General features: G+C 62.1%; 23 protein-coding genes. 13 read left to right on the top strand and 10 right to left on the bottom strand.

The genetic code is table 11. The features are described 5' to 3' along the window. Positions 1-325 precede the first annotated feature (325 nt). Both AB4O16_RS05990 and AB4O16_RS05985 read right to left on the bottom strand, forming a co-directional pair. Positions 326-1834 (bottom strand): sigma-54-dependent transcriptional regulator, encoded by a 1509-nt coding sequence (locus tag AB4O16_RS05990; RefSeq protein WP_460157292.1) that lies wholly within the window; start codon positions 1832-1834, stop codon positions 326-328. Between the two features lie 69 nt (positions 1835-1903). Beyond that, positions 1904-2818: a LysR family transcriptional regulator gene (locus AB4O16_RS05985; protein WP_460157291.1), complete on the bottom strand. Its 915-nt coding sequence runs from the start codon at positions 2816-2818 to the stop codon at positions 1904-1906. Between the two features lie 151 nt (positions 2819-2969). On the opposite strand from AB4O16_RS05985, the gene speB reads away from it, so the two are divergent. The 5 genes from speB (at position 2970) to AB4O16_RS05960 (ending at position 9750) form a co-directional block, all read left to right on the top strand. Further along, entirely contained in the window at positions 2970-3971 is a 1002-nt protein-coding gene (speB, locus tag AB4O16_RS05980; RefSeq protein ID WP_095943760.1) for an agmatinase, read from the top strand. 53 nt (positions 3972-4024) lie between these two features. Beyond that, positions 4025-5533 carry an aldehyde dehydrogenase family protein gene (locus AB4O16_RS05975; protein ID WP_460157290.1) on the top strand — a complete coding sequence of 503 codons (1509 nt, stop codon included), beginning with the start codon at positions 4025-4027 and terminating at the stop codon, positions 5531-5533. A 312-nt stretch (positions 5534-5845) separates the two neighbouring features. Next, positions 5846-7420, top strand: a complete 1575-nt coding sequence (locus AB4O16_RS05970) for a purine-cytosine permease family protein (RefSeq protein ID WP_460157289.1) — start codon at positions 5846-5848, stop codon at positions 7418-7420. 2 nt (positions 7421-7422) lie between these two features. Continuing rightward, positions 7423-9111, top strand: a complete 1689-nt coding sequence (betA, locus tag AB4O16_RS05965) for a choline dehydrogenase (RefSeq protein ID WP_460157288.1) — start codon at positions 7423-7425, stop codon at positions 9109-9111. A 180-nt stretch (positions 9112-9291) separates the two neighbouring features. After that, a complete protein-coding gene (locus AB4O16_RS05960; protein WP_460157287.1) occupies positions 9292-9750 on the top strand; it encodes a GNAT family N-acetyltransferase in 459 nt (152 codons plus the stop codon). A gap of 13 nt (positions 9751-9763) precedes the next feature. Here AB4O16_RS05960 and AB4O16_RS05955 read toward each other — a convergent pair whose 3' ends face one another. Continuing rightward, complete coding sequence (locus tag AB4O16_RS05955) at positions 9764-10069, bottom strand: NIPSNAP family protein (RefSeq protein ID WP_460157286.1); 306 nt, start codon at positions 10067-10069, stop codon at positions 9764-9766. A 212-nt stretch (positions 10070-10281) separates the two neighbouring features. On the opposite strand from AB4O16_RS05955, the gene AB4O16_RS05950 reads away from it, so the two are divergent. Then, positions 10282-10944 (top strand): ATPase, encoded by a 663-nt coding sequence (locus AB4O16_RS05950; protein WP_460157285.1) that lies wholly within the window; start codon positions 10282-10284, stop codon positions 10942-10944. A gap of 58 nt (positions 10945-11002) precedes the next feature. Then, positions 11003-11341 (top strand): hypothetical protein, encoded by a 339-nt coding sequence (locus tag AB4O16_RS05945; RefSeq protein ID WP_460157284.1) that lies wholly within the window; start codon positions 11003-11005, stop codon positions 11339-11341. Positions 11342-11505: 164 nt separating this feature from the next. Here AB4O16_RS05945 and ppk2 read toward each other — a convergent pair whose 3' ends face one another. Continuing rightward, positions 11506-12423: a polyphosphate kinase 2 gene (ppk2, locus tag AB4O16_RS05940; RefSeq protein WP_460157283.1), complete on the bottom strand. Its 918-nt coding sequence runs from the start codon at positions 12421-12423 to the stop codon at positions 11506-11508. A 176-nt stretch (positions 12424-12599) separates the two neighbouring features. Between ppk2 and AB4O16_RS05935 the strand changes: the two genes are divergently transcribed. Together AB4O16_RS05935 and AB4O16_RS05930 are read left to right on the top strand one after the other, a co-directional pair. Next, positions 12600-13529, top strand: a complete 930-nt coding sequence (locus AB4O16_RS05935) for a Ppx/GppA phosphatase family protein (RefSeq protein ID WP_460157282.1) — start codon at positions 12600-12602, stop codon at positions 13527-13529. Between the two features lie 197 nt (positions 13530-13726). Beyond that, positions 13727-14116, top strand: a complete 390-nt coding sequence (locus AB4O16_RS05930) for a c-type cytochrome (protein ID WP_460157281.1) — start codon at positions 13727-13729, stop codon at positions 14114-14116. Here the strand turns inward: AB4O16_RS05930 and AB4O16_RS05925 are convergent, their stop codons facing one another. Next, positions 14117-14977, bottom strand: coding sequence for a LysR family transcriptional regulator (locus AB4O16_RS05925; protein WP_460157280.1), 861 nt, complete (start codon positions 14975-14977; stop codon positions 14117-14119). A gap of 134 nt (positions 14978-15111) precedes the next feature. Between AB4O16_RS05925 and AB4O16_RS05920 the strand changes: the two genes are divergently transcribed. From AB4O16_RS05920 to AB4O16_RS05905, 4 genes are read left to right on the top strand one after another with little or no spacing between them, the layout of a single operon-like run. After that, positions 15112-16164 carry an agmatine deiminase family protein gene (locus tag AB4O16_RS05920; protein ID WP_460157279.1) on the top strand — a complete coding sequence of 351 codons (1053 nt, stop codon included), beginning with the start codon at positions 15112-15114 and terminating at the stop codon, positions 16162-16164. Between the two features lie 4 nt (positions 16165-16168). After that, positions 16169-17077, top strand: a complete 909-nt coding sequence (gene aguB, locus AB4O16_RS05915; protein ID WP_460157278.1) for an N-carbamoylputrescine amidase — start codon at positions 16169-16171, stop codon at positions 17075-17077. Position 17078: 1 nt separating this feature from the next. Further along, positions 17079-18179: an extracellular solute-binding protein gene (locus AB4O16_RS05910; protein WP_160390073.1), complete on the top strand. Its 1101-nt coding sequence runs from the start codon at positions 17079-17081 to the stop codon at positions 18177-18179. Between the two features lie 49 nt (positions 18180-18228). Next, the gene (locus tag AB4O16_RS05905; protein ID WP_460157277.1) at positions 18229-19353 is read left to right on the top strand and encodes an agmatine deiminase family protein; all 1125 of its coding nucleotides are present in this window, start codon (positions 18229-18231) and stop codon (positions 19351-19353) included. A 160-nt stretch (positions 19354-19513) separates the two neighbouring features. Here the strand turns inward: AB4O16_RS05905 and AB4O16_RS05900 are convergent, their stop codons facing one another. The 5 genes from AB4O16_RS05900 to AB4O16_RS05880 form a co-directional block, all read right to left on the bottom strand. Continuing rightward, positions 19514-19942 (bottom strand): nuclear transport factor 2 family protein, encoded by a 429-nt coding sequence (locus tag AB4O16_RS05900; RefSeq protein ID WP_460157276.1) that lies wholly within the window; start codon positions 19940-19942, stop codon positions 19514-19516. A gap of 2 nt (positions 19943-19944) precedes the next feature. Next, positions 19945-20679, bottom strand: a complete 735-nt coding sequence (locus tag AB4O16_RS05895; RefSeq protein ID WP_460157275.1) for an SGNH/GDSL hydrolase family protein — start codon at positions 20677-20679, stop codon at positions 19945-19947. A 28-nt stretch (positions 20680-20707) separates the two neighbouring features. After that, positions 20708-20908, bottom strand: a complete 201-nt coding sequence (locus AB4O16_RS05890) for a helix-turn-helix transcriptional regulator (RefSeq protein ID WP_007988375.1) — start codon at positions 20906-20908, stop codon at positions 20708-20710. Beyond that, entirely contained in the window at positions 20905-21279 is a 375-nt protein-coding gene (locus tag AB4O16_RS05885; protein WP_160390077.1) for a hypothetical protein, read from the bottom strand. Before AB4O16_RS05885 ends, AB4O16_RS05890 begins: the two co-directional genes overlap by 4 nt. 138 nt (positions 21280-21417) lie before the next feature. Beyond that, complete coding sequence (locus AB4O16_RS05880; protein ID WP_460157274.1) at positions 21418-21990, bottom strand: chorismate mutase; 573 nt, start codon at positions 21988-21990, stop codon at positions 21418-21420. Positions 21991-22061 lie beyond the last annotated feature (71 nt).

Here is a 22061-nt window from a genome sequence, read left to right as displayed (position 1 = left end):
TTAAATCAATGGCTTGAAGTTATTTTATTAGGTGCGAGCGATTTTATTTGTATTGAAATCAATACAGGCAGGCAGGGCTGTGGGCGCAGACGCCGTAATTGCGGGGTGGGAAAGGTTTTGTCTTGATTTCGCTACGCTGTATCGATTTGCAGACATTGATTCAGCGACGACGCAAGTCCTGTGGGAGCGGGCTTGCCCGCGATAGCTGACTGACATTCAACTTTGATGTTGGCTGGTCCACCGTCATCGTCGGAACGCCGCCCGGAGCAAGCCCGCTCCCACAGGTTCCAGTGTTTGTTGTGGGATAGTGATCCCCCAAAAGGGATCAGGGTTTGCCGGGAATCCCATACTTGCGCAACCGAATCGCAATCGCGCTATGGGAAGTCTGCAGCCTTGCCGCCAGCAACCGACTGGACGGATAACTGCGATACAACTGCTCCAGCAGGTTCTTCTCAAAGTCGCCAACCGCCTCTTCCAGGCTGCCGACTTCGCCGTCGTTCTGCCGCTCCACCGCCGTGCGCGCAATGTCGAGGTCGTCGATGTCCACCAGCGGATTTTCGCAAATCGCCGCCGCGCGGAAGATCACGTTTTGCAGTTGCCGAACGTTGCCCGGCCAGCGGTTGCCGAGCAGGGCGTCGAAGGTGCTCGGTGCCAAACGACACGGCGGTCGCTGGATCTGCGCGCAGGCTTGTTGCATGAAGTGGTTGGCCATCAGCAGGATGTCGTGCCCGCGCTCGCGCAGCGGCGGCACCTGCAGGTTGAGCACGTTGAGGCGGTAGAACAGGTCTTCACGGAAACGCCCCTCGGCGACCATTTTTTCCAGGTCGCGGTGAGTGGCGCTGAGCACCCGCACATTGACTCGGACCTCTTTGTCGCCACCGACCCGACGGAAGCAACCATCGCTCAAGAAGCGCAGCAACTTGGCCTGCAGATAGGGCGACATTTCCCCCACTTCATCGAGGAACACCGTGCCCTGGTCCGCCAGTTCCAGCAGGCCGAGCTTGCCGCCCCGTTGCGCGCCGGTGAAGGCGCCGGGGGCGTAGCCGAACAGCTCGCTTTCGGCGAGGCTCTCCGGCAGTGCCGCGCAGTTCAGGGCCAGGAACGGCGCGTCGTGGCGTGGGCTGATGGCATGGCAGGCGCGGGCCACCAACTCCTTGCCGGTGCCGGTCTCACCCTGGATCAACAACGGCGCATCGAGGGCCGCCACCCGTTGGGCGCGGGCCTTGAGCGCGCGGATCGGCGGCGATTCGCCGAGCAGCGCATCGAAGCCTTCGGCATGGTCATGGTGCAGCGCCGACAGGCGTTCGCCAATGCGATTGGGTTGGTACAGGGTGAGCAGGGCGCCAGCGTCGGTGATCGGCATCGCGTCGAGCAGCAAGGTCTGGCCGCCCAGGCTGACCTCGTGCATCGGCAGGCGGAAATGCTGAGCGATCAAGGTGCGCTGCAAGTCGGCATCGTCGAACAGTGCGGTCAGCGATTCACCGGCCGGTTCGCGCCCGCACAGGGCAATCAGCGCCGGGTTGGCCAGCAGCACATGGCCACGGTCATCCACCGCCAGCACCGGGTCGGAACTGGCGGCCAGCAGCGCGTCCAGTTGCAGGCGCCGACGTTGCCCCGGAAGGATGTCGACCATGGTCACCGCTTGCACGCCGTGTACGCCGAAAAGCGCTTCGCGCAACTCCTCCAGCACCTCGGTACCGAGGGTCGGCGCGTCGATGTAGACGTTTGGCGGCACCATCTCCACGGCGTCCAGGTTGAAACTGCGTCCACCGAGCAGGGCCAGCACTTCCTGGGTGATTCCGACGCGGTCGATGAAGGTGACGTGGATGCGCATGACAGGCCTGCAAGGTTGGCGAACTAAAATCAGTATGCCCGGCAAAATTTCAATTTGGCGAGTGTCACCTCACGGCGTGCCGGTTTTGCGGGCGCTGGCGGCCAGGTCCTCGAGGAACGCCTGGAGGATCGGCGGCGGTGCGGTGCCGCGCCGGGTGATCACGTCGAACGGCGATTTCAGGCGCAGGCTCGCGGGTGCCAACTGGTGCATCTCACCGCTCTTGATCCATTGGGCGGCGAAATGCTCGGGCAGAAATCCCAGGTAGGCGCCGGAAATGATCAGGATCGCGGTGGCTTCGATGTTGTCCACGGTGGCGGCGGCCTTGCTGACGCCCAGGTGTTCGAGGTCGTATTGCTGCATGTAGCCGCGCACCACGATCCGCCCGGCAGCGACTTCTTCGAGCAGTTCCTCGCCTTCAGCCTGGCTGCCGTACAACGGGTGGCGGCGCCCGCAATACAAGCCAAGGGCTTCCTGGTACAGCGGCGCTTGCAACAGGCCCGGCAGATGGATCGGGAAGTGCCCGATGGCCAGGTGCAAACGACCGTCGAGCACCCGCTCTTCGAGTTCCGCCGGGGTGCCGACGTACACGTTCAGGTGTACGTCATGGCCTCGGGAGACGAAGCGCTGGGTGGTGCGCGGGATCGGCGAGTCGGGGTCGGTGATCGTGGTGTCGATGATCCCCAGGTTGAGCTTGCCGCTGATGTGCTGCTTCAGCACGTCGGCGTCCATGCAGAAATTCTCCACCGCCGACAGCAGGCGCTGGGTGGCTTCGTGAATCGCCACGCCCTGTTCGGTCAGGCGAAAGCCGCTGCGCCCGCGCTGGCAGAGTTTGACCCCGAGGCGGGTTTCCAGGTGGGTCATCTGTTCGCTGATGGTCGACTGCCCGGCATTCAGCGCCGCCTGCGCGGCCGAGAAGCCCCCGCAACGGACAATCGTGGCAAACACCCTGAGCAGTTTCAGGTCGACATCGTGCAGCTGGATCATCTGGCACCTCCGGCATGTGGATGCATCGGGAATGCCGATATGAGTATCTGATGTTTAGCATTTTTTCCACGAAAACCTGCGCCCATAGTCTTTCCAACGGCGGTCGCCTTGCAGTCCGTCAAGCCGATAACAAGAAGTGGAGAGGCTAGAAATGTCGAACAACGGTTATGAATCCGGTCGCCTGAACCTGCCATTCGTGGGTCATTGCACCTTTGGCAAATCCCCGGTGTGCACCGATTGGGATGCACTGGATGCCGACGTCGCGGTGCTCGGCGTGCCCAACGACATGGGCACCCAGTGGCGCTCCGGCGCACGCTTCGGACCACGCGGGATTCGTGAAGCATCGACGCTGTTTTCCTTCGGCCACGCCGGCGCCTACGACCACGAAGATGACGTGATGTACCTCACCGCATCGGACGTGCGCATGGTCGACGTCGGTGATGCCGACATCGTCCACACCGACATGGTCACCAGTAACAAGAACACCGAATACGCCGTACGCAAGATCCTCGATGCCGGCGTGATGCCGGTGGTGCTCGGCGGTGACCACTCGGTACACGCGCCAGTGATCAAGGCCTTCGAAGGCCGCGGCCCGATCCACATCATCCACTTCGATGCGCACCTGGATTTCGTCGACGAACGCCACGGTGTTCGCTACGGCCACGGCAACCCGCTGCGCCGCGCGTCCGAAATGAACCACATCGTCGGCATGACCCAGATGGGCATCCGCAACGTGTCGTCGTCCAACCGCGACGACTACGAAGCGGCCCACGAAGCCGGCTCGAAAATCCTCTCGGTGCGCGACGTGCGTCGCCTCGGCGTCGAGGGTGTGCTGGCGCTGATCCCGCAGAACATCAACTACTACATCACCATCGACATCGACGGTTTCGACCCGTCCATCGCCCCCGGCACCGGCACCCCGAGCCACGGCGGCTTCCTCTACTACGAAGTGCTGGAAATCATCCAGGCCCTGGCCAAGCGCAGCAAGGGCAACATCGTCGGCATGGACTTGGTGGAAGTGGCGCCGGTGTACGACCCGACCGGCATGACCTCGATCCTGGCCGCGCAACTGCTGCTCAACAGCATCGGTTTCATCTTCCACGAGCGTGGCAAGGTGCGGGCAGCCGCCGAGAGCGAAGCCGCATCAGCCTGATCATCGAAACCAGTGACCCGGCAGGCTCTGACTGCCGGGCAGAGAGAACAAAAATGGACACGATCGTCAAAAGTTACCTGCAGAAATTCGGCGTCAGCGAAGCCACCCAGACCTTCCTCAGCAAGGTCCAGAAAATGTTCATCGGCGGCGCCTGGGTCGAAGCCAGCGACGGCCAGACCTCCGATGTGATCGAACCCTCGACCGAAGGCCTGATCACCCGTATTCCCATGGGCACCACCGATGACCTGGACCGCGCCGTGCAAGCCGCCCGCGCCCAGTTCGACGGCGGCGCCTGGCGTCAGGCCAAGCCGGCCGAGCGCGAGCGCATGATGCAACGCCTGGCCGACCTGATCGAACAGAACGCTGCCGAGCTGGCGGAAATCGAATCGATCGACATGGGCAAATCCGTGGCCTTCGCCAAGGACGTGGACATCCAGGGCACCGTCGACACCCTGCGGTACTTCGCCGGCTGGGCCACCAAGCTCCATGGCCGTACCGTCGAACCGTCGCTGCCGGGCAACTACCTGGCCTATACCCGCAAGGAAGCGGTCGGCGTCGTCGGCGCCATCGTGCCGTGGAACTTCCCGCTGCAAACCATGGCCTGGAAGCTCGGTGCGGCGCTGGCCACCGGTTGCACCGTGGTGGTCAAGCCCGCCGAACTGACTTCGCTGTCGGCCCTGCGCTTCGCTGAACTGGTGCAGGAAGCGGGCATTCCCGACGGCGTGATCAACATCGTCACCGGGCGCGGCAGCGTGGTCGGTGCGGCCATGGCCACCCACCCGGGCATCGACAAACTGACCTTCACCGGTTCGACCCCGGTCGGCCAGACGGTCGGCCGCGCAGCGCTGGATGACATGAAGCGCCTGACCCTCGAACTCGGTGGCAAATCACCGGTCATCGTCTGCGCCGACGCCGACATCCCGGCCGCCGCCCAAGCGGTCGCCAACGGCGTGTTTTTCAACTCCGGGCAGGTATGCGACGCCGGTACACGGGCCTATATTCATAGCAGCGTCTACGACGAATTCCTGCGTGAGCTGATCGCCTACACGCGCACCCTGAAAATCGCCCCGGGCCTGGATCCAGACTGCTTCATCGGCCCGCTGGTTTCGGCCCTGCAAAAGCAGCGCGTGACCGAGTACATCGAAACCGGCAAGGCTGAAGGCGCCGAACTGGTCTACGGCGGCCAACCGGTCGATGGCCCTGGCTTCTTCGTCGAGCCGACCATCTTCGCCAACTGCCGCAACGACATGCGCATCGTCCAGGAAGAGATCTTCGGCCCGGTGCTGGTCACCGCAGCGTTCGACGATGAAGAGGACGCACTGGCCCTGGCCAACGACTCGCCCTACGGCTTGGCGGCGGCCCTGTATTCCAACGACCTGGGCAAGGTGCACAGCCTGATTCCGCGTCTGAAAGCAGGCTCGGTCTACGTCAACGCCCACGGCACCCTCGACCCGTCGATGCCGTTCGGTGGCTACAAGCAGTCCGGATTCGGCAAGGACCTGGGCGCCGAGCAGCTCGATTACCTGCTCGAGACCAAGGCGGTGTGGATCACCTTACCTTGAGTCAAGGCTGGCACAACCCCTGTGGGAGCGGGCTTGCCCGCGATGACGGTTGCACATTCAACATCTGTGTTGCCTGACCCTCCGCTATCGCGAGCAAGCTCGCTCCCACAGGTTTTCGGTTCCAGCAACAACGCCAGGTAGGCACGCGTGAGCTCACCCCTTGTAGGAGCGAGCTTGCTCGCGAAAGACGTCCGAGCGCCGCGCACATTCAGGCAGCCCTCGTCATCGTTAACGTTTTTCGCGAGCAGGCTCGCTCCCACAGGGAAAGAACGCGGTTATCTCGTCATGATCTTCCAACAATAAGAGTCCATCATGAACACTAACGCCAAGTCCGCCACGAGCGTGTCCAGCCTCGACGAAAAATCCGTCGTCGAGGCGCATTCGATCGACTTCATCCCCGAGAGCGAGCGCACCGACAAACTGTCGAGCCAGGGCCCGTTCTGGTTTCTCGGCAATTTCACCTTCTTCACCATGACCATCGGCTTCGTCGGCCCGAGCGTCGGCCTGACCGCGCTGTGGACCACCCTGGCCGGTACGCTGGGCATCATGTTCGGCACGCTGTTCATGGCATTTCACGGCTCCCAGGGCCCGCATCTTGGCCTGCCGCAGATGATCCAGTCCCGTGCGCAGTTCGGTTATCGCGGGGTGATCCTGGTGCTGCTGGCGACGCTGTTCGTGTTCGCCGGCTTCAACATCGTCAACCTGGTGCTGATGATGCAGGGGCTGCACACGCTGTTCGGTTTCAACCCCGCGGTGATCGCGGTGGCGGTGACCATACCGGCGGCGGTGCTGGCGATTCTCGGCCATGACTGGATGCACCGCAGCTTCAAGTGGGCGCTGTACCTGTCGTTGCCGCTGTATGGCCTGGTGACCGTCGCGGTGGTGATGGGCTGGGTGCCGGATGCGGTGCTACCGGCACTCGCCGAAGGCGAAGTGGCCCGCGAGCCACTGGGTTTCAACTGGACCGGTTTCATCGCGCAGTTTGCGGCCGCCGCCAGCTACAACATCGCCTACGCCCCGTACGTGTCGGACTACTCGCGCTATCTGCCGAAAAACACCTCCAGCGGCAAGCTGATCGCCGTGGTGTTCCTCGGTGCCTCGTTGTCCGGCGCGTGGATGATTTCCGTGGGTGGCTGGCTGGCCGATCACCTGCACTCCACTGACGTGCTGGTGGCTCTGGGGCAGGTCGGCAATACCGTGTCGCCGCTGATGGGCACGGCGGTGGTGGTGGTCACCATCCTGGCGTTCCTGCCGGTGATCGCGATGAACATCTACAGCGCCAAGCTGACCACGCTGACCTGCGTCGACTCGATCAAGCACATCGAGCCAACCCGCAGGGCTCGCATCCTCGCCATCGCGTTTGTGATCCTGCTGCAACTGGGCGTTGCCCTGAGCATCCAGAGTTCCGGCAAAGGCCTGTCGGTGCTGGGGATCTACCTGGTGGTGATGCTGTACTTCCTGGTGCCCTGGACTTCGGTCAACCTCACCGACTACTTCTTCGTGCGCAAGGGCCGCTACGCCATCCCGCACTTCTTCATGCCCCACGGCAACATCTACGGCAGCTGGGGCCTGCGCGGCATCGCCGCCTATGCCATCGGCTTTATCTCGATGATCCCGTTCTTCTACATCTTCGACGGCGTTGAACAGCGCGAGGTGTATGTCGGCCCGCTCGCCAAGGCGCTGGGCAGCATCGACATCGCCTGGCTGGTCGGGCTGATCGTCTCGGGCCTGGCGTACTACTGGCTGAGCCGCTCGATCGACCTCAAGCGCGAAGAAGTGGTGATCCAGCAGATCGAGAAAAACTCGCCGCAATACACCACCGGCGACACGCTGACCCACAAACAGCAGCCACAGCCGGTATTCACTGAATCGACGGTCGGGAGATGACCATGATTACGCAAAAATACGACTACATCATCATTGGCGCAGGCTCGGCAGGTTGTGTGTTGGCCAACCGCCTGAGCGAAGACCCGGCCACCTCGGTGCTGGTCCTGGAATTCGGCGGCAGTGACAAGAGCGTAGTGATCCAGATGCCGAGCGCATTCTCGATCCCGATGAACACCAAGAAATACAACTGGCGCTACGAAACCGAGCCGGAGACCCACCTCAACGGCCGACGCATCCACTGCCCACGGGGCAAGGTGCTGGGCGGCTCGTCGTCGATCAACGGCCTGGTGTACATCCGTGGCCACGCACTGGACTTCGACGAGTGGGAATCCCTCGGTGCCGAGGGTTGGGGCTACAAGAATTGCCTGCCGTACTTCAAGCGCGCCGAGAGCTACGAGTCGGGCGGTGACAGCTATCGCGGGCAGACCGGACCGCTGCACACCACCAACGGCAACCACATGAAAAACCCGCTGTACGGCGCCTGGGTCGAAGCCGGCGCGGAAGCGGGCTACATCAAGACCGAAGACTGCAACGGCTACATGCAGGAAGGTTTCGGCGCCATGCACATGACCGTGAAAAACGGTGTGCGTTGCTCAACGGCCAATGCGTACCTGCGCCCGGCCATGGGCCGTCCGAACCTGACGGTAATCACCCATGCGATGACGCGCCAGGTCATCCTCGAAGGCAAGCGTGCGGTCGGGGTCATCTATGACCACGGCGGCCAGACCCACCAGGTGCATTGCAACCGCGAAGTGCTGATTTCGTCCGGGCCGATCGGTTCGCCGCACCTGCTGCAACGCTCGGGCATCGGCCCGGCGGACGTGCTGCGCAAGGCGGGGATCGGCGTACGTCACGACCTGCCGGGGGTAGGGGAGAACCTGCAGGATCACGCCGAGGTGTACATCCAGTTCGGCTGCAAGGAACCGGTGACCCTCAACAACAAGATGGACCCGCTGAGCAAGTTGATGATCGGTCTGCGCTGGCTGCTGTTCAAGGATGGCCTGGGCGCTACCAACCACTTCGAGGCCGGTGGTTTCATCCGTTCCGAGAAGGGACTGCGCTGGCCGGACATCCAGTTCCACTTCCTGCCGGCAGCGATGCGCTACGACGGCAACAAGCCGATCAAGGGCCACGGCTTCATGGTGCTGACCGGGCCGAACAAACCGAAAAGCCGTGGTTACGTGCGCGTGCGCTCGGCCGACCCGTACGAGCATCCGGAGATCCGCTTCAACTACCTGGAGCGTGAAGAGGACCGCGAAGGTTTCCGTCGCTGCATTCGCCTGACCCGCGAAATCATCGGCCAGAAAGCCATGGACCGCTTCCGCGACGGCGAAATCGCCCCGGGCGCGCAGGTGACCAGCGATGAGGACCTCGACGCCTTCGTCCGTGACAACCTGGAAAGCACCTACCATCCGTGCGGTTCGTGCCGCATGGGCGAGGATGACATGGCGGTGGTCGATTCCGAATTGCGCGTGCGCGGCATCGCCGGTCTGCGGGTGATCGATTCGTCGGTGTTCCCGACCGAGCCGAACGGCAACCTCAATGCGCCGACCATCATGCTCGCCGAGCGCGCCTCCGATCTGGTGCGTGGCGTGCAGATGTTGCCGTCTGCGGATGTGCCGGTGGGGTTGGTCGAGGGCTGGGAGAGCAGCCAGCGGACTTCGCTGCCGGGGCGTAACGTGCGGGTTTGATCCACACAAAACCCTGTAGGAGCTGGCTTGCCAGCGAAAGCGGTCCACCTGACACACCGCGCCGACTGGATCGCCAGCAAGCCGGCTCCTACAGTTGATCTTCGTCGGGACAAATTATCCGTCGCTGGTCCTTCGTCATTGCTAGTCTGTAATTCCTTGAGACCGCAATGGAGCACCCTCATGGCTATTCAGGCCCTGCGCGCCGACGCATCGCACATCGACCAGATCGCCCCTTTGTTTGACGCCTACCGGATGTTCTACGAGCAGCCGTCGAACCTTGCGCAATCACGCGCCTTCATCGCCGAGCGCATCGCCCGGGACGAATCGGTGATTTTTCTTGCCCGGGACAACGACGGTGAAGACCTCGGCTTCGTCCAGCTGTTCCCGACCTTTTCCTCGATCGACGCCCACCGCACCTGGCTGCTCGGTGACCTGTTCACCACACCCGCCGCCCGGGGCAAAGGCGTCGGCACGCTGCTGATGAACACCGCCCGGGATTTTGCCAGGCTGGCCGGCGGCAAGGGCATGACCCTGGAAACCGCCACCGACAACCTCACCGCCCAGCACCTGTATGAATCCCTGGGCTGGGTGCGCGACCCCGGTTACTACACCTACTGCCTGGATCTGAAAAAAGACTGAGTCAGCGATCCTGTCAGCCAAACACCGGCCGCATGAACGAACGCTCATAGCTGAGGATGAATTTCTTCTCCTCGGCGTACTTGAACGCCGCGATGCACTGCGGATCGTTCATCGACTGCTGCCGATAATGCTCGTACGCCGCCAGGCTCGGGAAAGTGAACAGCGCCAGGGCGATGTTGTTGGCGCCTTCGGACGGCAAAAAGTAGCCGTGGTGCTGGCCGCCTAATTTTTCCACCAGGGGAATCCACAACTTGCCGTAGTGCTCGAAGGCTTCGAGCTGGTAGGGATCGAGCACGTATTTCAGGTAGCAGGTCACCATTGTTCCATTCCTTGATCGGGTTTTGAGTGCAGACGCCACTGTAATGAACCGTGGGCGCCCGGCACAGCCGCTTGTTCGACATCGACCGGTAAGTTTGCGCCAGATGCACTATTGGTTCAGTCAATAGTCACCATCAAGCATCGCAAGTTCTGTTTTCTGCGCAAAGGCGGAAAATCGCCTGCATTGAACACGCTGCTCAAGGAACCTGCGCGATGAAAATCTTGACCCGACTGGCTGTGATTGCCTTGTTGCTGGGCAGTGTTGCATCCACCGCATCGGCCTACGCCGAGGACGCACGCGCCTGCCATCTGCCGCCCATCACGGCGAGCCAGGGCGGATTGCAATACGGGCAGACGGTCGGGGTGCTCTACAGCGAAAACACCGTGGAGAACCTGCAATACCTTGAGCAATACCACTCGGTCGCGCTGAACGGTGCGAAGAATGCACTGGATGCACGGATTCGCCAGGCATTCGTCCACAGCTCCGATCCGGACCTGGCCATCGACTGGCTGATGAGCTCGCTGCACAAGACTTTTCTGTCGGTGACGGTCTACGACAACCTCGAAGCGCTGGTGCAGGCGCATCCCGATGTAGTGGTAATGCTCGATACCCACAACCAGTTGCTGACCCAGCGTAACGACCGGGTCGAAGCGCGTTTCGCCGCGCGGTTCTACGACGCCAACCTGCAATACATCGGCAAGGCCGAAGGCGCGGTGGAAAAACAACTGCCGTCGGTGTGGGTGCATGACAAGGCCGCCCCCGAGATTGCCGCGCAAATCGAACAGCAACGCGACCTGCAACTGACCGCGCTGAAACAGTTCGATGCGTCGCTGAAGGTGTTGGTAACGGCCGGATTGACTGCAACAACGAATTAACTGGCCCGACGTCCACTGAGCGGCGGGCAATCCAACGATTTATTCCAGGACCTGATTGATGCGCACTTTTTTCACCCCGACTCTGGCAATCGCTTCGCTGCTGCTGGCCGGTTGTGCCACGCCGAACGACCCGACGATGACCTTGCAGACCAGCAAGTCGCCCGAGGAATACACCCATTGCGTGGTGCCGAAATTGCAGCACGATGCGCTGGCGCCCACGGTGTCGCAGACCCAGCGCAGCTACCGGATTGTCGTACCCAGCAAAGTGGCGGCGGACAACGTACTGGAAACCTACAAGGCCTCGAACGGCGGCAAGGTGTTCCTGTACGAGCGCAAGCTGCTGGCCTCGGCGTTCGTGCCGTCGACGTTCGAGCGTGCGGCGCAGGAGTGTCTGTAAGCCGGATTTCAGGCAAAAAAAAGCCGCCGGGAGAGGCAGCAGAAAGTTCAAGCACGCATTGGATGACTGGAGTATGGCGCCCGCTTCATGACGATTCGATGACGGCTTGATGGCCATTCATCAGGATGCCGTTAATTCGCTGACTGCCGACTAATTGTGTTGAGTCAGTAAACCTCCGGCACGATGATTTCCTGCGGTACAGGTCCCCGTGAGTAGTCTTTCTGGCGCTCGCGCTGGGGCAGTTCGATCATCGGCAGTTCGACTTCTTCATAAGGCATCTGGCTGAGCAGGTGATGGATGCAGTTGAGGCGGGCCTTCTTCTTGTCGTCGGCCTGCACCACCCACCATGGCGCTTCGGCGATGTGGGTGCGCTCGAGCATGATTTCCTTGGCCTTGGTGTACGCCTCCCAGCGGCGGCGCGACTCCAGGTCCATGGGGCTGAGTTTCCACTGCTTGAGCGGGTCGTGAATGCGGCTGAGAAAGCGCAGGTTCTGTTCCTGGTCGGAAATCGAGAACCAGTACTTGATCAGCTGTATGCCGGAACGGGCGAGCATGCGCTCGAATTCCGGCACGGTGCGGAAGAACTCTTCGTACTGGTCGTCATTGCAGAACCCCATGACCTTTTCCACGCCGGCACGGTTGTACCAGCTGCGGTCGAACAGGACGATTTCCCCGGCGGCGGGCAAGTGCGAAACATAGCGCTGGAAATACCACTGCGTGCGTTCGCGGTCATTGGGCGCGGGCAGGGCGGCCACCCGGCAAACCCGGGGGTTGAGGCGCTGGGTGATGCGCTTGATCACGCCGCCCTTGCCGGCGGCATCGCGGCCTTCGAACAGGATCACCACCTTGTGCCCGGTCTTGACCACCCAACTCTGCAATTTCACCAGTTCGCCTTGCAGGCGAAACAGTTCGGCGAAGTAGCGGCGCCGGGCCTCTTTCTCGCTGCCATCCTCGATGTGTTCATCGAACAGGGCGTCCAGGTTGTGTCCGTCTTCCGATAATTCCAGTTCCAGCTCTTCGTCACTGATATCGAGCAGCTCGCGGTGGATGCGCTGGATCAAGGTGTCCTGATGGGAAAGCATGGTGAGCACTCGGGTCGTGGGTGGCACAGCCGATCCTGGTCACAGTTTGTTACGAATTGGTGATGGCCACTGGTGTCATCTGGGTGTCATCGAAGCCATGGCAAGATCCTCGCAATCCGTCTTGAGTGCCCGACGGCCGCCAGTCCGCCGGCAGATGAAGGTGCAAGGAACCCCCAATGAAAGACGCCCCGCTGTTTGCCGCCATCGACCTGGGTTCCAATGCGTTTCGCCTGATGATTGGTCAGTCGGTGAGACGCAACCAGCAGATGGTCATCCAGGAAGTGAAAACCCTGCGTGAGCCCGTGCGTCTGGCCGAAGGCCTGCAGGGCGGGGCGCTTGATGAGTTGGCGCTGGACCGGGGCTGGCAGGCGCTGGCGCGGTTCGGCAAGAAATTGCGCGGTTTCGAGGCCAGGCGCGTACGGGCGGTGGCCACCAGTGCGGTGCGTGAAGCAGACAACGCGCCGCTGTTCCTGGCCAGTGCCGAGCGGCATCTGGGTTTTCGCATCGACGTCATTTCCGGTCACGAAGAGGCGCAACTGGTCTACGCCGGCGTGGCCCACACCTTGCCGGCGCAAAACACGCGGCTGGTGGTGGATATCGGCGGTGGCTCCACGGAGATGATCATCGGTCGTGGCGACCAGTTGCTGGTCACCGAAAGCATTGCCATCGGCAGCGGCACCTTCGGCGCGCATTACTTCCATGGTGGGCGGATCGTGGCCCAAGCGTTGCTGGAGGCCGAGCGCGCGGCCACGGTGCAGTTCGAACGCATTGCCCGCCGCTATCGCGCCATGGGCTGGCAGCAGGCGATCGGCTCTTCCGGGACGGCGCGGATGCTGGCCAAGGTGCTCAAGGCCAACGGCTTGAATGATGATGACCAGAGCGGCATCACCTACGGCGGCCTGTTGCGCCTGTCGTTGCGCCTGCTGGAAGTCAAACATGTGAAGCATTTCAAGTTGGCGGGCCTGCCCACCCATCGCCTAAGCATTTTGCCCGGCGGCCTGGTGTTGATGCTCGCGGCGTTCAAGGTGTTCGGCATCACGCACATGATTGCGTCGGAACCGGGTCTGCGGTTCGGTGTGCTGCATGGGTTGATGAGCAAACACTGAAACCGTAACTCAGTACACAGAATCCTGTGGGAGCGGGCTTGCCCGCGAAGAGGCCAGCACATTCAACATCGTAGGTGAATGGACTAGCGCTTTCGCGGGCAAGCCCGCTCCCACAGTGAACCGTGCTCACCTGAGCTCTTGGGAGATCTTCAGCTGTCATGTTCCAATAGCGAGCATTCGCAGACTGGAAACGCAACATGAAGAAAATCGCCGCACTGCCCCTCGTCCTGGCGCTCAGCGCTGGCCTGTTCAGCATGCCCACCCTGGCTGCAGGCGATGCCCAGGCAGGGGAGAAAGTCTTCAAGCGCCTGTGCAGCGGTTGCCACCAGATCGGCGAATCGGCCCGGGCCTTCTTTGGTCCGCAACTCAATGGCGTGATCGGTCGCCACTCCGCCGTCACCACGGACTACGTGTATTCCGATGCGATGAAATCCGCCAATCTGGTCTGGGACCGCGACACCCTGATCGCCTATCTCGAAGCGCCAAAGAAAGTCGTCCCCGGCACCCGCATGATTTTCTGGGGCCTCAGCGATCCGGAGAAGATCGAAGACCTGTTGGCCTATCTGCAAACCTTCCCGGCGCAGTAATCAAGCAGCCGCCAGATTGTCGGCCAGCCACCCGGTGAAGGCCCGCGCCATCGGGATGTTCTCGCTGTCACGATGGGTCAGCAGCGCCCAGTTCGGACCGCGGATGGTTTGCTCCACCATCGGCTGCAACAGCCCGTTGGCCCGCGCCTGTCGACTCAGCAACTGGCTGACCAGCGCAATGCCGAGCCCCATGCAGGCCGCGTCCAGCAGTAAACCCGGATCGGAAAAATTCAGCCCCTGATCCATCTGCCCCACATCAATCCCCGACTCCACCGCCAAGTGGCTCCAGTCCATTTCCCGCTCGCCATGCAGGGTGGTGCGTTGTTCTGCCGGTACGGCCATCAGGCTCGGGTGGCACGCCGGGTAGAGGCGGTCGGCGTGCAGCACCTTGAAGCTGCATTCGGCCTGGGAACTGATGTCGTCGCGCACCGCCAGGTCGATGGTCTGGCTGGCCATGTCCGGCACTTCATCGGTGCTGAAAATCCACAGGTCGACCTGCGGATGCTGGCGCCGGAAATCCCCCAGGCGCGGCAACAGCCAGTGCCGGGCAAAGGCCGGGGTAGTGTTGAGCACCAGTTGATTGGGCTTCTGGTATTGCCCCAACCGGCGAATCCCTACCGCCAGTTGCTGCAACAGCGCCTGGGTGGTGCTCAGCAGATCGTGCCCGGCATCGGTCAGGCTGACGCTGCGCCCGCTGCGATGGAACAGCGGTTGTTCCAGGTACGCCTCAAGGCTGCGAATCTGCTGGCTGATCGCCGACTGGGTGAGGTGCAACTCTTCGGCGGCCTTGTGAAAACTGCCCAGCCGGGCGGCGGCTTCGAAGCCGCGCAGGGTGCTCAGGGGCGGCCAGTGTTTGAGCATATTGATAAGCTCCTCTAATCAGTTGCCTGCAAAATCCATCGTTTGTTTGCCCGTTTTACCAGCCGTAGCATGCATGCCAAGACCGCCAAGGGCGTTTTCATTGAACACAATGACTTAACTCAGAGGTATTTGTCATGCAGCAGAACGTTATTCAAGACAGTGGTTGGATGATGCCGGCCGAGTGGGTCACCCATGCCGCCACCTGGATGGTCTGGCCGCATAACAAGACCCTTTGGGAATCCGGCTGGCGGGTGACGCTGGCGCAGGTTCAAGAGGACTTTGCCCGCGTGGTCAACGCCATCGCCCGCTTCGAACCGGTGAAACTGGTGGTCGATCCATCAGCCGTCGCCAGCGCCAAAGCCTGGTGCGGGCCGAACGTCGAGTTGATCGAACTGGCGGTCAACGACAGCTGGTGCCGCGACTCCGGCCCGAGCTTCGTCTGCCATCCGCAGCAGGGCCTGGCCGGTGTGAGCTGGCGCTTCAATGCGTGGGGCGGCAAGTCGGCCCACGATCTGGACGAAAGCCTGGCCCGCCGTGCGCTCAACCACCTGGGCCTGGAGTGCTTCGGCACGGCGCTGAGCAACGAGGGCGGCGCCATTCATGTGGACGGCGAGGGCACGTTGATCACCACCGAATCGGTATTGCTCAACCCCAACCGTAACCCGGGCGTGACCAAGGCCGAGATCGAAGAGATCTTCACCCGTCTGCTGGGCGTGAAGAAAACCATTTGGCTGCCGGGCGATCCGGACTACGTGACCGGCGACATGACCGACGGCCACGTCGACGGCGTGTGCGCCTTTGCCCGCCCCGGCGTGTTGCTGGTGGACGCCACCCACGACAAGCAATCGGTGTACGCCGAAGTGGCCCGCGAGAACCGTCGCGCCCTGGAACTGGCCACCGATGCACAGGGCCGCAAGTTCGAGCTGATCGAGCTTTATGAGGCCAGCGATGCGGTGGACACCGAGGCCGAAGTGTTCTGCGCCTCCTACACCAATTTCTACATTGCCAACGGCGCGATCATCATGCCGGCCTATGGCATCGATGCCGACAAGGTCGCGGCCGAAGTGCTGGCGCAGGTATTCCCCGGGCGCGAAGTGGTGCCGGTGCGGATCAACCATCTGGCCCATGGCGGCGGCGGTGTGCATTGCATCACCCAGCAGCAGCCGGCCTGGCCGGTGCGGGGTTGATGCCATGACGCTGCTGACTATCGCCACCACCCAGATGCCGTGCACCTGGGACCTCAAACACAACCTCGACCAGGCCGAGCAACTGGTCCGCGAGGCCGCAGCCAAGGGCGCGCAGGTGATCCTGTTGCAGGAACTGTTCGCCACGCCGTATTTCTGCATCGAGCAACACCACAAACACCTGGCGCTGGCCGAGGAGTATCGCGACAGCCACGTGCTCAAGCGCTTCGCCGCGCTGGCCAAGGAACTCGGCGTGGTGTTGCCGCTGAGCTGGTACGAGAAGGCCGGCAATGCCTACTTCAATTCGTTGAGCGTGGCCGACGCCGACGGGCGCCTGTTGGGCGTGTATCGCAAGACCCACATCCCCAACGCCATCGGCTACCAGGAAAAGGAATACTTCAGCCCCGGCGACAGCGGTTTCCGAGTCTGGGACACCGCGTTCGGGCGCATCGGCCTGGGCATCTGCTGGGACCAGTGGTTCCCGGAAACCGCGCGCTGCCTGGCCTTGATGGGCGCCGATGTGCTGCTGTTCCCGACCGCCATCGGCTCCGAGCCCGGCTGTGCCTCCCTCGACTCGCGGGATCACTGGCAGATGACCATGCGCGGCCACGCGGCCGCCAACCTGCTGCCGGTGGTGGCGGCCAACCGTGTCGGCCGGGAAGCGGCGACCACCGATCCGACCCTGCAAATGAGCTTCTACGGTTCGTCGTTCATCTGTAATCACAAAGGCAAGTTGCTCGCCGAAGCCGACCGCGACAGCACCGGCGTGCTGGTGCACAGCCTGGACCTGGCGGCCATGCGCGAAGACCGCCTGACCTGGGGCATCTACCGCGATCGCCGTCCGGACATGTACGGCGCCTTGCTGACCCAGGACGGTCGTCAGATCCATTCACGCTGGGCAACCCAAGGGGTGTGACATGAACACGATCAACAAGCTGTGCCTGGCCATGGGCCTGGCGTTGAGCTGTGCAGTGCCTGTGCTGCACGCCGAGGAGAAAACCCTGCGGCTGTACAACTGGGCCGATTATTTTGCCGAGGACACCCTGAGCAAGTTCACGGCCGAAACCGGGATCAAGGTGATCTATGACGTCATGGACGGCAGCGAAACCCTTGAGGCAAAAATGCTCGCTGGTGGCAGCGGATACGACCTGATCTTCCCCGGTGACACCGTGGCCGAACGCCTGATGCGCGCCGGCAGCCTGCAACCGCTTGACCAGTCGAAAATCACCGCCCTGAACGACGTCGAGCCCGGTTTGCAGAAGCTGCGCTCGCACTATGAGCATTCGAGCAAAGCCACGGTGCCGTATACCTGGGGCACCATCGGCCTGACCTACAATGCCGAGCAGATCGCCCAGCGTGCGCCGGACGCACCGGTCAACAGCCTGGACATGCTGTTCAAGCCGGAGCTGGCGGCGAAGTTCGCCGACTGCGGCATCTCGATGATCGACTCGCCGGACGAAGTGTTGGCGGTGGTGCTCAATTACCTGGGCCGCGATCCACGCAGCGCCAAACCGCAAGACCTGGCGGCAGCCAGTGAGTTGCTGATGAAGATGCGGCCGTACGTTCGCAAGTTCCAGTCGCAACCGGTGACCGACCTGGTCAACGGCAACCTGTGCATGTCCCTGGGCTACAGCGGCGACATGACCCAGGCGCAGCGCACGGCCGACAGCGCCGGCAAGAAAACCACCTTCCACTACCGCATCCCCCGCGAAGGCACCACGGTGTGGATGGACACCATGGCCATTCCCGTCGACGCCCGTCACCCGGAATACGCCTACGCTTTCATCAACTTCGTCATGCGCCCGGAAAACATGGCGGCGATCAGCAACTTCACCGGCTACCCGACCTCCAACGCCAAGGCGCGGCCGGACGTCGATGCGGCGATGCGCAACAACCCGGACATCTACCTCGATGAAGCCACCTACGCGCGGCTGATTCCCGGCAAGGACATTCCCCAGGCCGACATGCGGGCACGCATGCGCACCTGGACCAAGTTCAAGACCGCTACGGTCAATTGATCACCGGTCGGCCCGCGGGCCGGCCAACCCCCGGATTTCAGGAAAACATATGCCGACACGTCGAACATTCATCAAGCAGGCATCGGTCATCGCCGGACTGGGCGCAGTGGCGTCCATGGGATTGGGCTTTGCTTCCCTGCCGGTGCGCGCGGCCGGCAAAGAAAACTGGTACATGCCCGATGAGGGTGACAAACACCAGCGGGCCTTCATCGCCTTCGGCGCACAGGCCGCGATCTGGGAGGACTTCACGCCCCACGTGCAAGAGGCCCTTGGGCGGATCGCCCGCAGCATCGCCCAATACGAGCCGGTCACCGTGTTCTGTCGCCAGAGCGAGCGGCGCCTGGCCGAAGCCAAATGCGGCAGCGACAACACCACCTTCGTGATCACCGAGCTGGATGACATCTGGATGCGCGACACCGGCGCCAATTTTGTCGTCGATGGCAACGGCGGTCTCGGCGCCGTGGACTTCAACTTCAACGGCTGGGGCAACAAACAGCAGCACGAAGAGGATGCACAGTTGGCGGAGTTCGTCGCCGAAAATGCCAAGGCGCACCACCAGCGCAGTGAGCTGGTGGGCGAGGGCGGTGCCATCGAAGTGGACGGCCACGGCACCGGGATCATGACCGAAAGCAGCTGGATCAACCGCAACCGCAATCCGGACTGGAGCAAGGCCGATGTCGAGGCCGAACTGAAAGAACGGCTGGGGCTGCGCAAAATCATCTGGCTGCCGGGGATCAAGGGCAAGGACATCACCGACGCCCATGTCGACTTCTATGCGCGCTTCGTCAAGCCCGGCGTGGTCATCGCCAACCTCGACAATGACCCCGAGTCCTACGACTACAAGGTCACTCGCGCTCATTTGCAGATCCTCGAAAACGCCACGGATGCCGATGGCCGCAAATTGCAGGTGCATACCGTGTCGCCGCCGCTCAACCCGCGCAACAGCCGGTTCAGCAAGGACAACCCGGACTTCGCCGCTGGCTACATCAACTACTTCGTGATCAATGGCGCGATCATCGCCCCTGAGTTCGGCGACAAGGAAGCGGATGCCAAGGCCTTCGACCTGCTGTCCGAACTCTACCCGGACCGCGAAGTGGTGCAGCTCAACATCGACGCGATCTCCGCGGGCGGCGGCGGGATTCACTGCGTGACCAGTCATCAGCCGCTGGTGTGATGGCTTCAGGTGTACGCAGAACCTGTACCTGTACCTGTAGGAGCGAGCTCGCTCGCGATGGACTCAAGAGCGCCGCGGTTATCCAGATACCCCGCGTATTCGTTAACGACCATCGCGAGCAGGCTCGCTCCTACAGGGGATTTTTGGTGAGTCAGATAAATCAGGCCTTGCTGGCCTTCAGGTAAGCTCCGAGCCGCCGCCCCATCTCCTCACCCAACGCCTGCAAGCCACTGAGCGGCCGCACCATCACTTCAAACTCGACAATCCTGCCCTGTTCGTTGAAGCGGATCATGTCGATGCCCTTGAGCTCTTTCTCGCCGACTTTGGCGCTGAATTCGAGAATCACGTTCAAACCATCCGCCGTCGCCAGCTCGCGGTGATAGGCAAAGTCCTCGAACACGTTCATGACCGTGTTGAGGATCATCGATACCACCGGCGCCCCCGGATACGGCGTGTGCGCCATCGGCGAACGGAACACCGCCTGCGGATCGAGCAGGGCGGGCAGGCCGCTCAAGTCGCGGTTGCCGATCATCGTGTGCCACTGCTCCAGCGACGCGGCGACGTTGTGATTCAGGTTCAGGTCGGACATGTTCAACTCCTGTTTTTTATTGTTGTGGTGCGAAAACCCTGGTCGATCACCCTGGCGGCATCGTCGGCCCATTGCCGGTAAAGCAGCGGCCCCGGATGAAAACCATCGCTGGCCATCAGGCCCGGCTGGGGCGCCAGCGGGGTGGACAGCATCGTGCATTCATCCACGCCTGTGGCCAGGTCTGCAAGATGTGCGTTGAACGCACGCGCCCTGAACCCCAGAAACCAGCGCAGCGGCTGCGGCAATGCGGGGAACAGATGCATGGGCGGCAGCGGCGACACGACAATCTGCCTCACCGCAAACCTGTCGCACAACAGCGCCATCAAGCGCCGTTGCCGGGCGAGCCACTGATCCAGGGTGAGTGAGCTGGTGACATCGTTGACGCCGATCGACAACAGCGCCACATCGAACGGCTCCGGGGGATGCTGTTCGAGCAGCTCCAGCAACCCTTGGGAATCCAGACCGGAGCGCGCCCAGAGTTTCCACGACACCTGATAATCATCGGCCAGGCGCTCGACCAGCCGACCGCTCAGGGCTTCACCTTGAGTCGCCGCACCCACACCCGCCGCGGCGCTGTCGCCGACAATCAACAAGCGCAGAACCTCGCCGCTGCCGGCATTGCCCTGGCGTTCACCTTCGGCCTCCGGCAATTTTGGCGTCATCCGCCGGGTGTACAGGCCTTGCGCAAGCAAGACCGGGCCGAGGAGGATTTTGGCGAGGGTTTCCGTATGGCTCATGGGCAGTTGCCTGATTGAAAGAGGGTGATCAGCCGGCGAACTCGTCATCGAAAATGCTCTCGATAGGCAGCGCAAACGCCCGGGCAATCTGAAACGCCAAGGGCAGGCTGGGATCATAGCGGCCATTTTCGATGGCATTGATGGTCTGCCGCGAAACATTCAACAACGCCGCCAGATCGACCTGCGACCACTTGCGTTCGGCGCGCAGTTCCTTGAGCCGGTTTTTCATTGGTAGCGTCGCTTGGCAAGTCTGAGCCCGACCATCCACATCAGGCCCATCACTGGCCACACACAGACCCAGGACACGTGTGGAAAACCGACATTCTCCAGAAAACCATAAGTGAAGGTCAGCAATGCCGAAGCGGCAAAGGCAAAACCGAGCGCCTCGTACTGAATACGCAAATGCATTTCGTCCAGCGTGCGCATATTGCGCACCACCGCCCAACACATCAGCCCCGCAGGAATCACCGGCAGCAGCGTGATGATGACCTTCAGCGCCATGGCCATCTCTTGCTGATCCTTGAGCAGGATGACCGACAAAACCAGCAATACCGAGTACAGCGCCGTCGCTGCGCCCATTTCCATGTAATAGCGTTTCATCGCATTCTCCTGATGTAAAAGACCCTTTACATAATCGCCCGGCATTTCACCGATGTAAAGGGTGTTTTACATTGCTGGACCCGCCCATGAAAAAGCCCGGCTGACCGGGCCGGGCTCTGCATCAGGATCATTTCGCTGTCATCGACCCACAACACACAGCTCCCCCGTCGCCCGAATCATCGCCTGGCCATGCAGGTAATCCTTGATCAGCGCGGAGCGTTCGGCGGCCAGCCATTGCGGGCAGTTCGGGTCTTTGCGGTAGGGCAGGAACGCGGCGTACTGCTTGAGCAGCAGGTTTTGCAGGGTGTCGAGTTTCGGCCTGATCTGGTTGTTGAGGTCCGGCCGTGGCGTATCCGGTGCCTTGTGCGCTGCTTGCCATTGCGCGAGCCGGCCGTACTGCACCAGTTTGCTGGCTTCGATCTGGGCGGCGATCAGGTTGGCAACATCATCGGGGTCGAGCTGGCGCTGGGTCGCCTGCTTGCGCGCGTTGGCGATGACTTGCGCCTCCCGGGCGTTGTCCTGGATCGGCTTGCCGCTGTCCCACTTGGTCAGCGCCACCAGCTCACTGATGTACAAACGCTCATTCATCGTCGCCAGCAGCGGTTGCAAGGCATCGGGCGCCGGGGGCGTGGTGCCGGCCTGGGCGCCGCCAGCGAACAAGCCGAGCAGGGTACAGGCCAGCCAGTGCGGCAGGCGTGGGGAACGGGGCATGGACGAAATCTCCTTGGACGCAGAAATCACTCCGGCTTGTGTATCACAAGTGCGGCCAGGGAACGATAGGT

It is taken from the genome of Pseudomonas sp. S2_H10, from assembly GCF_054668285.1.
The sequence above is the reverse complement of the archived record's forward strand: the minus strand, read 5'-3'. Positions and strand labels throughout refer to the sequence as shown.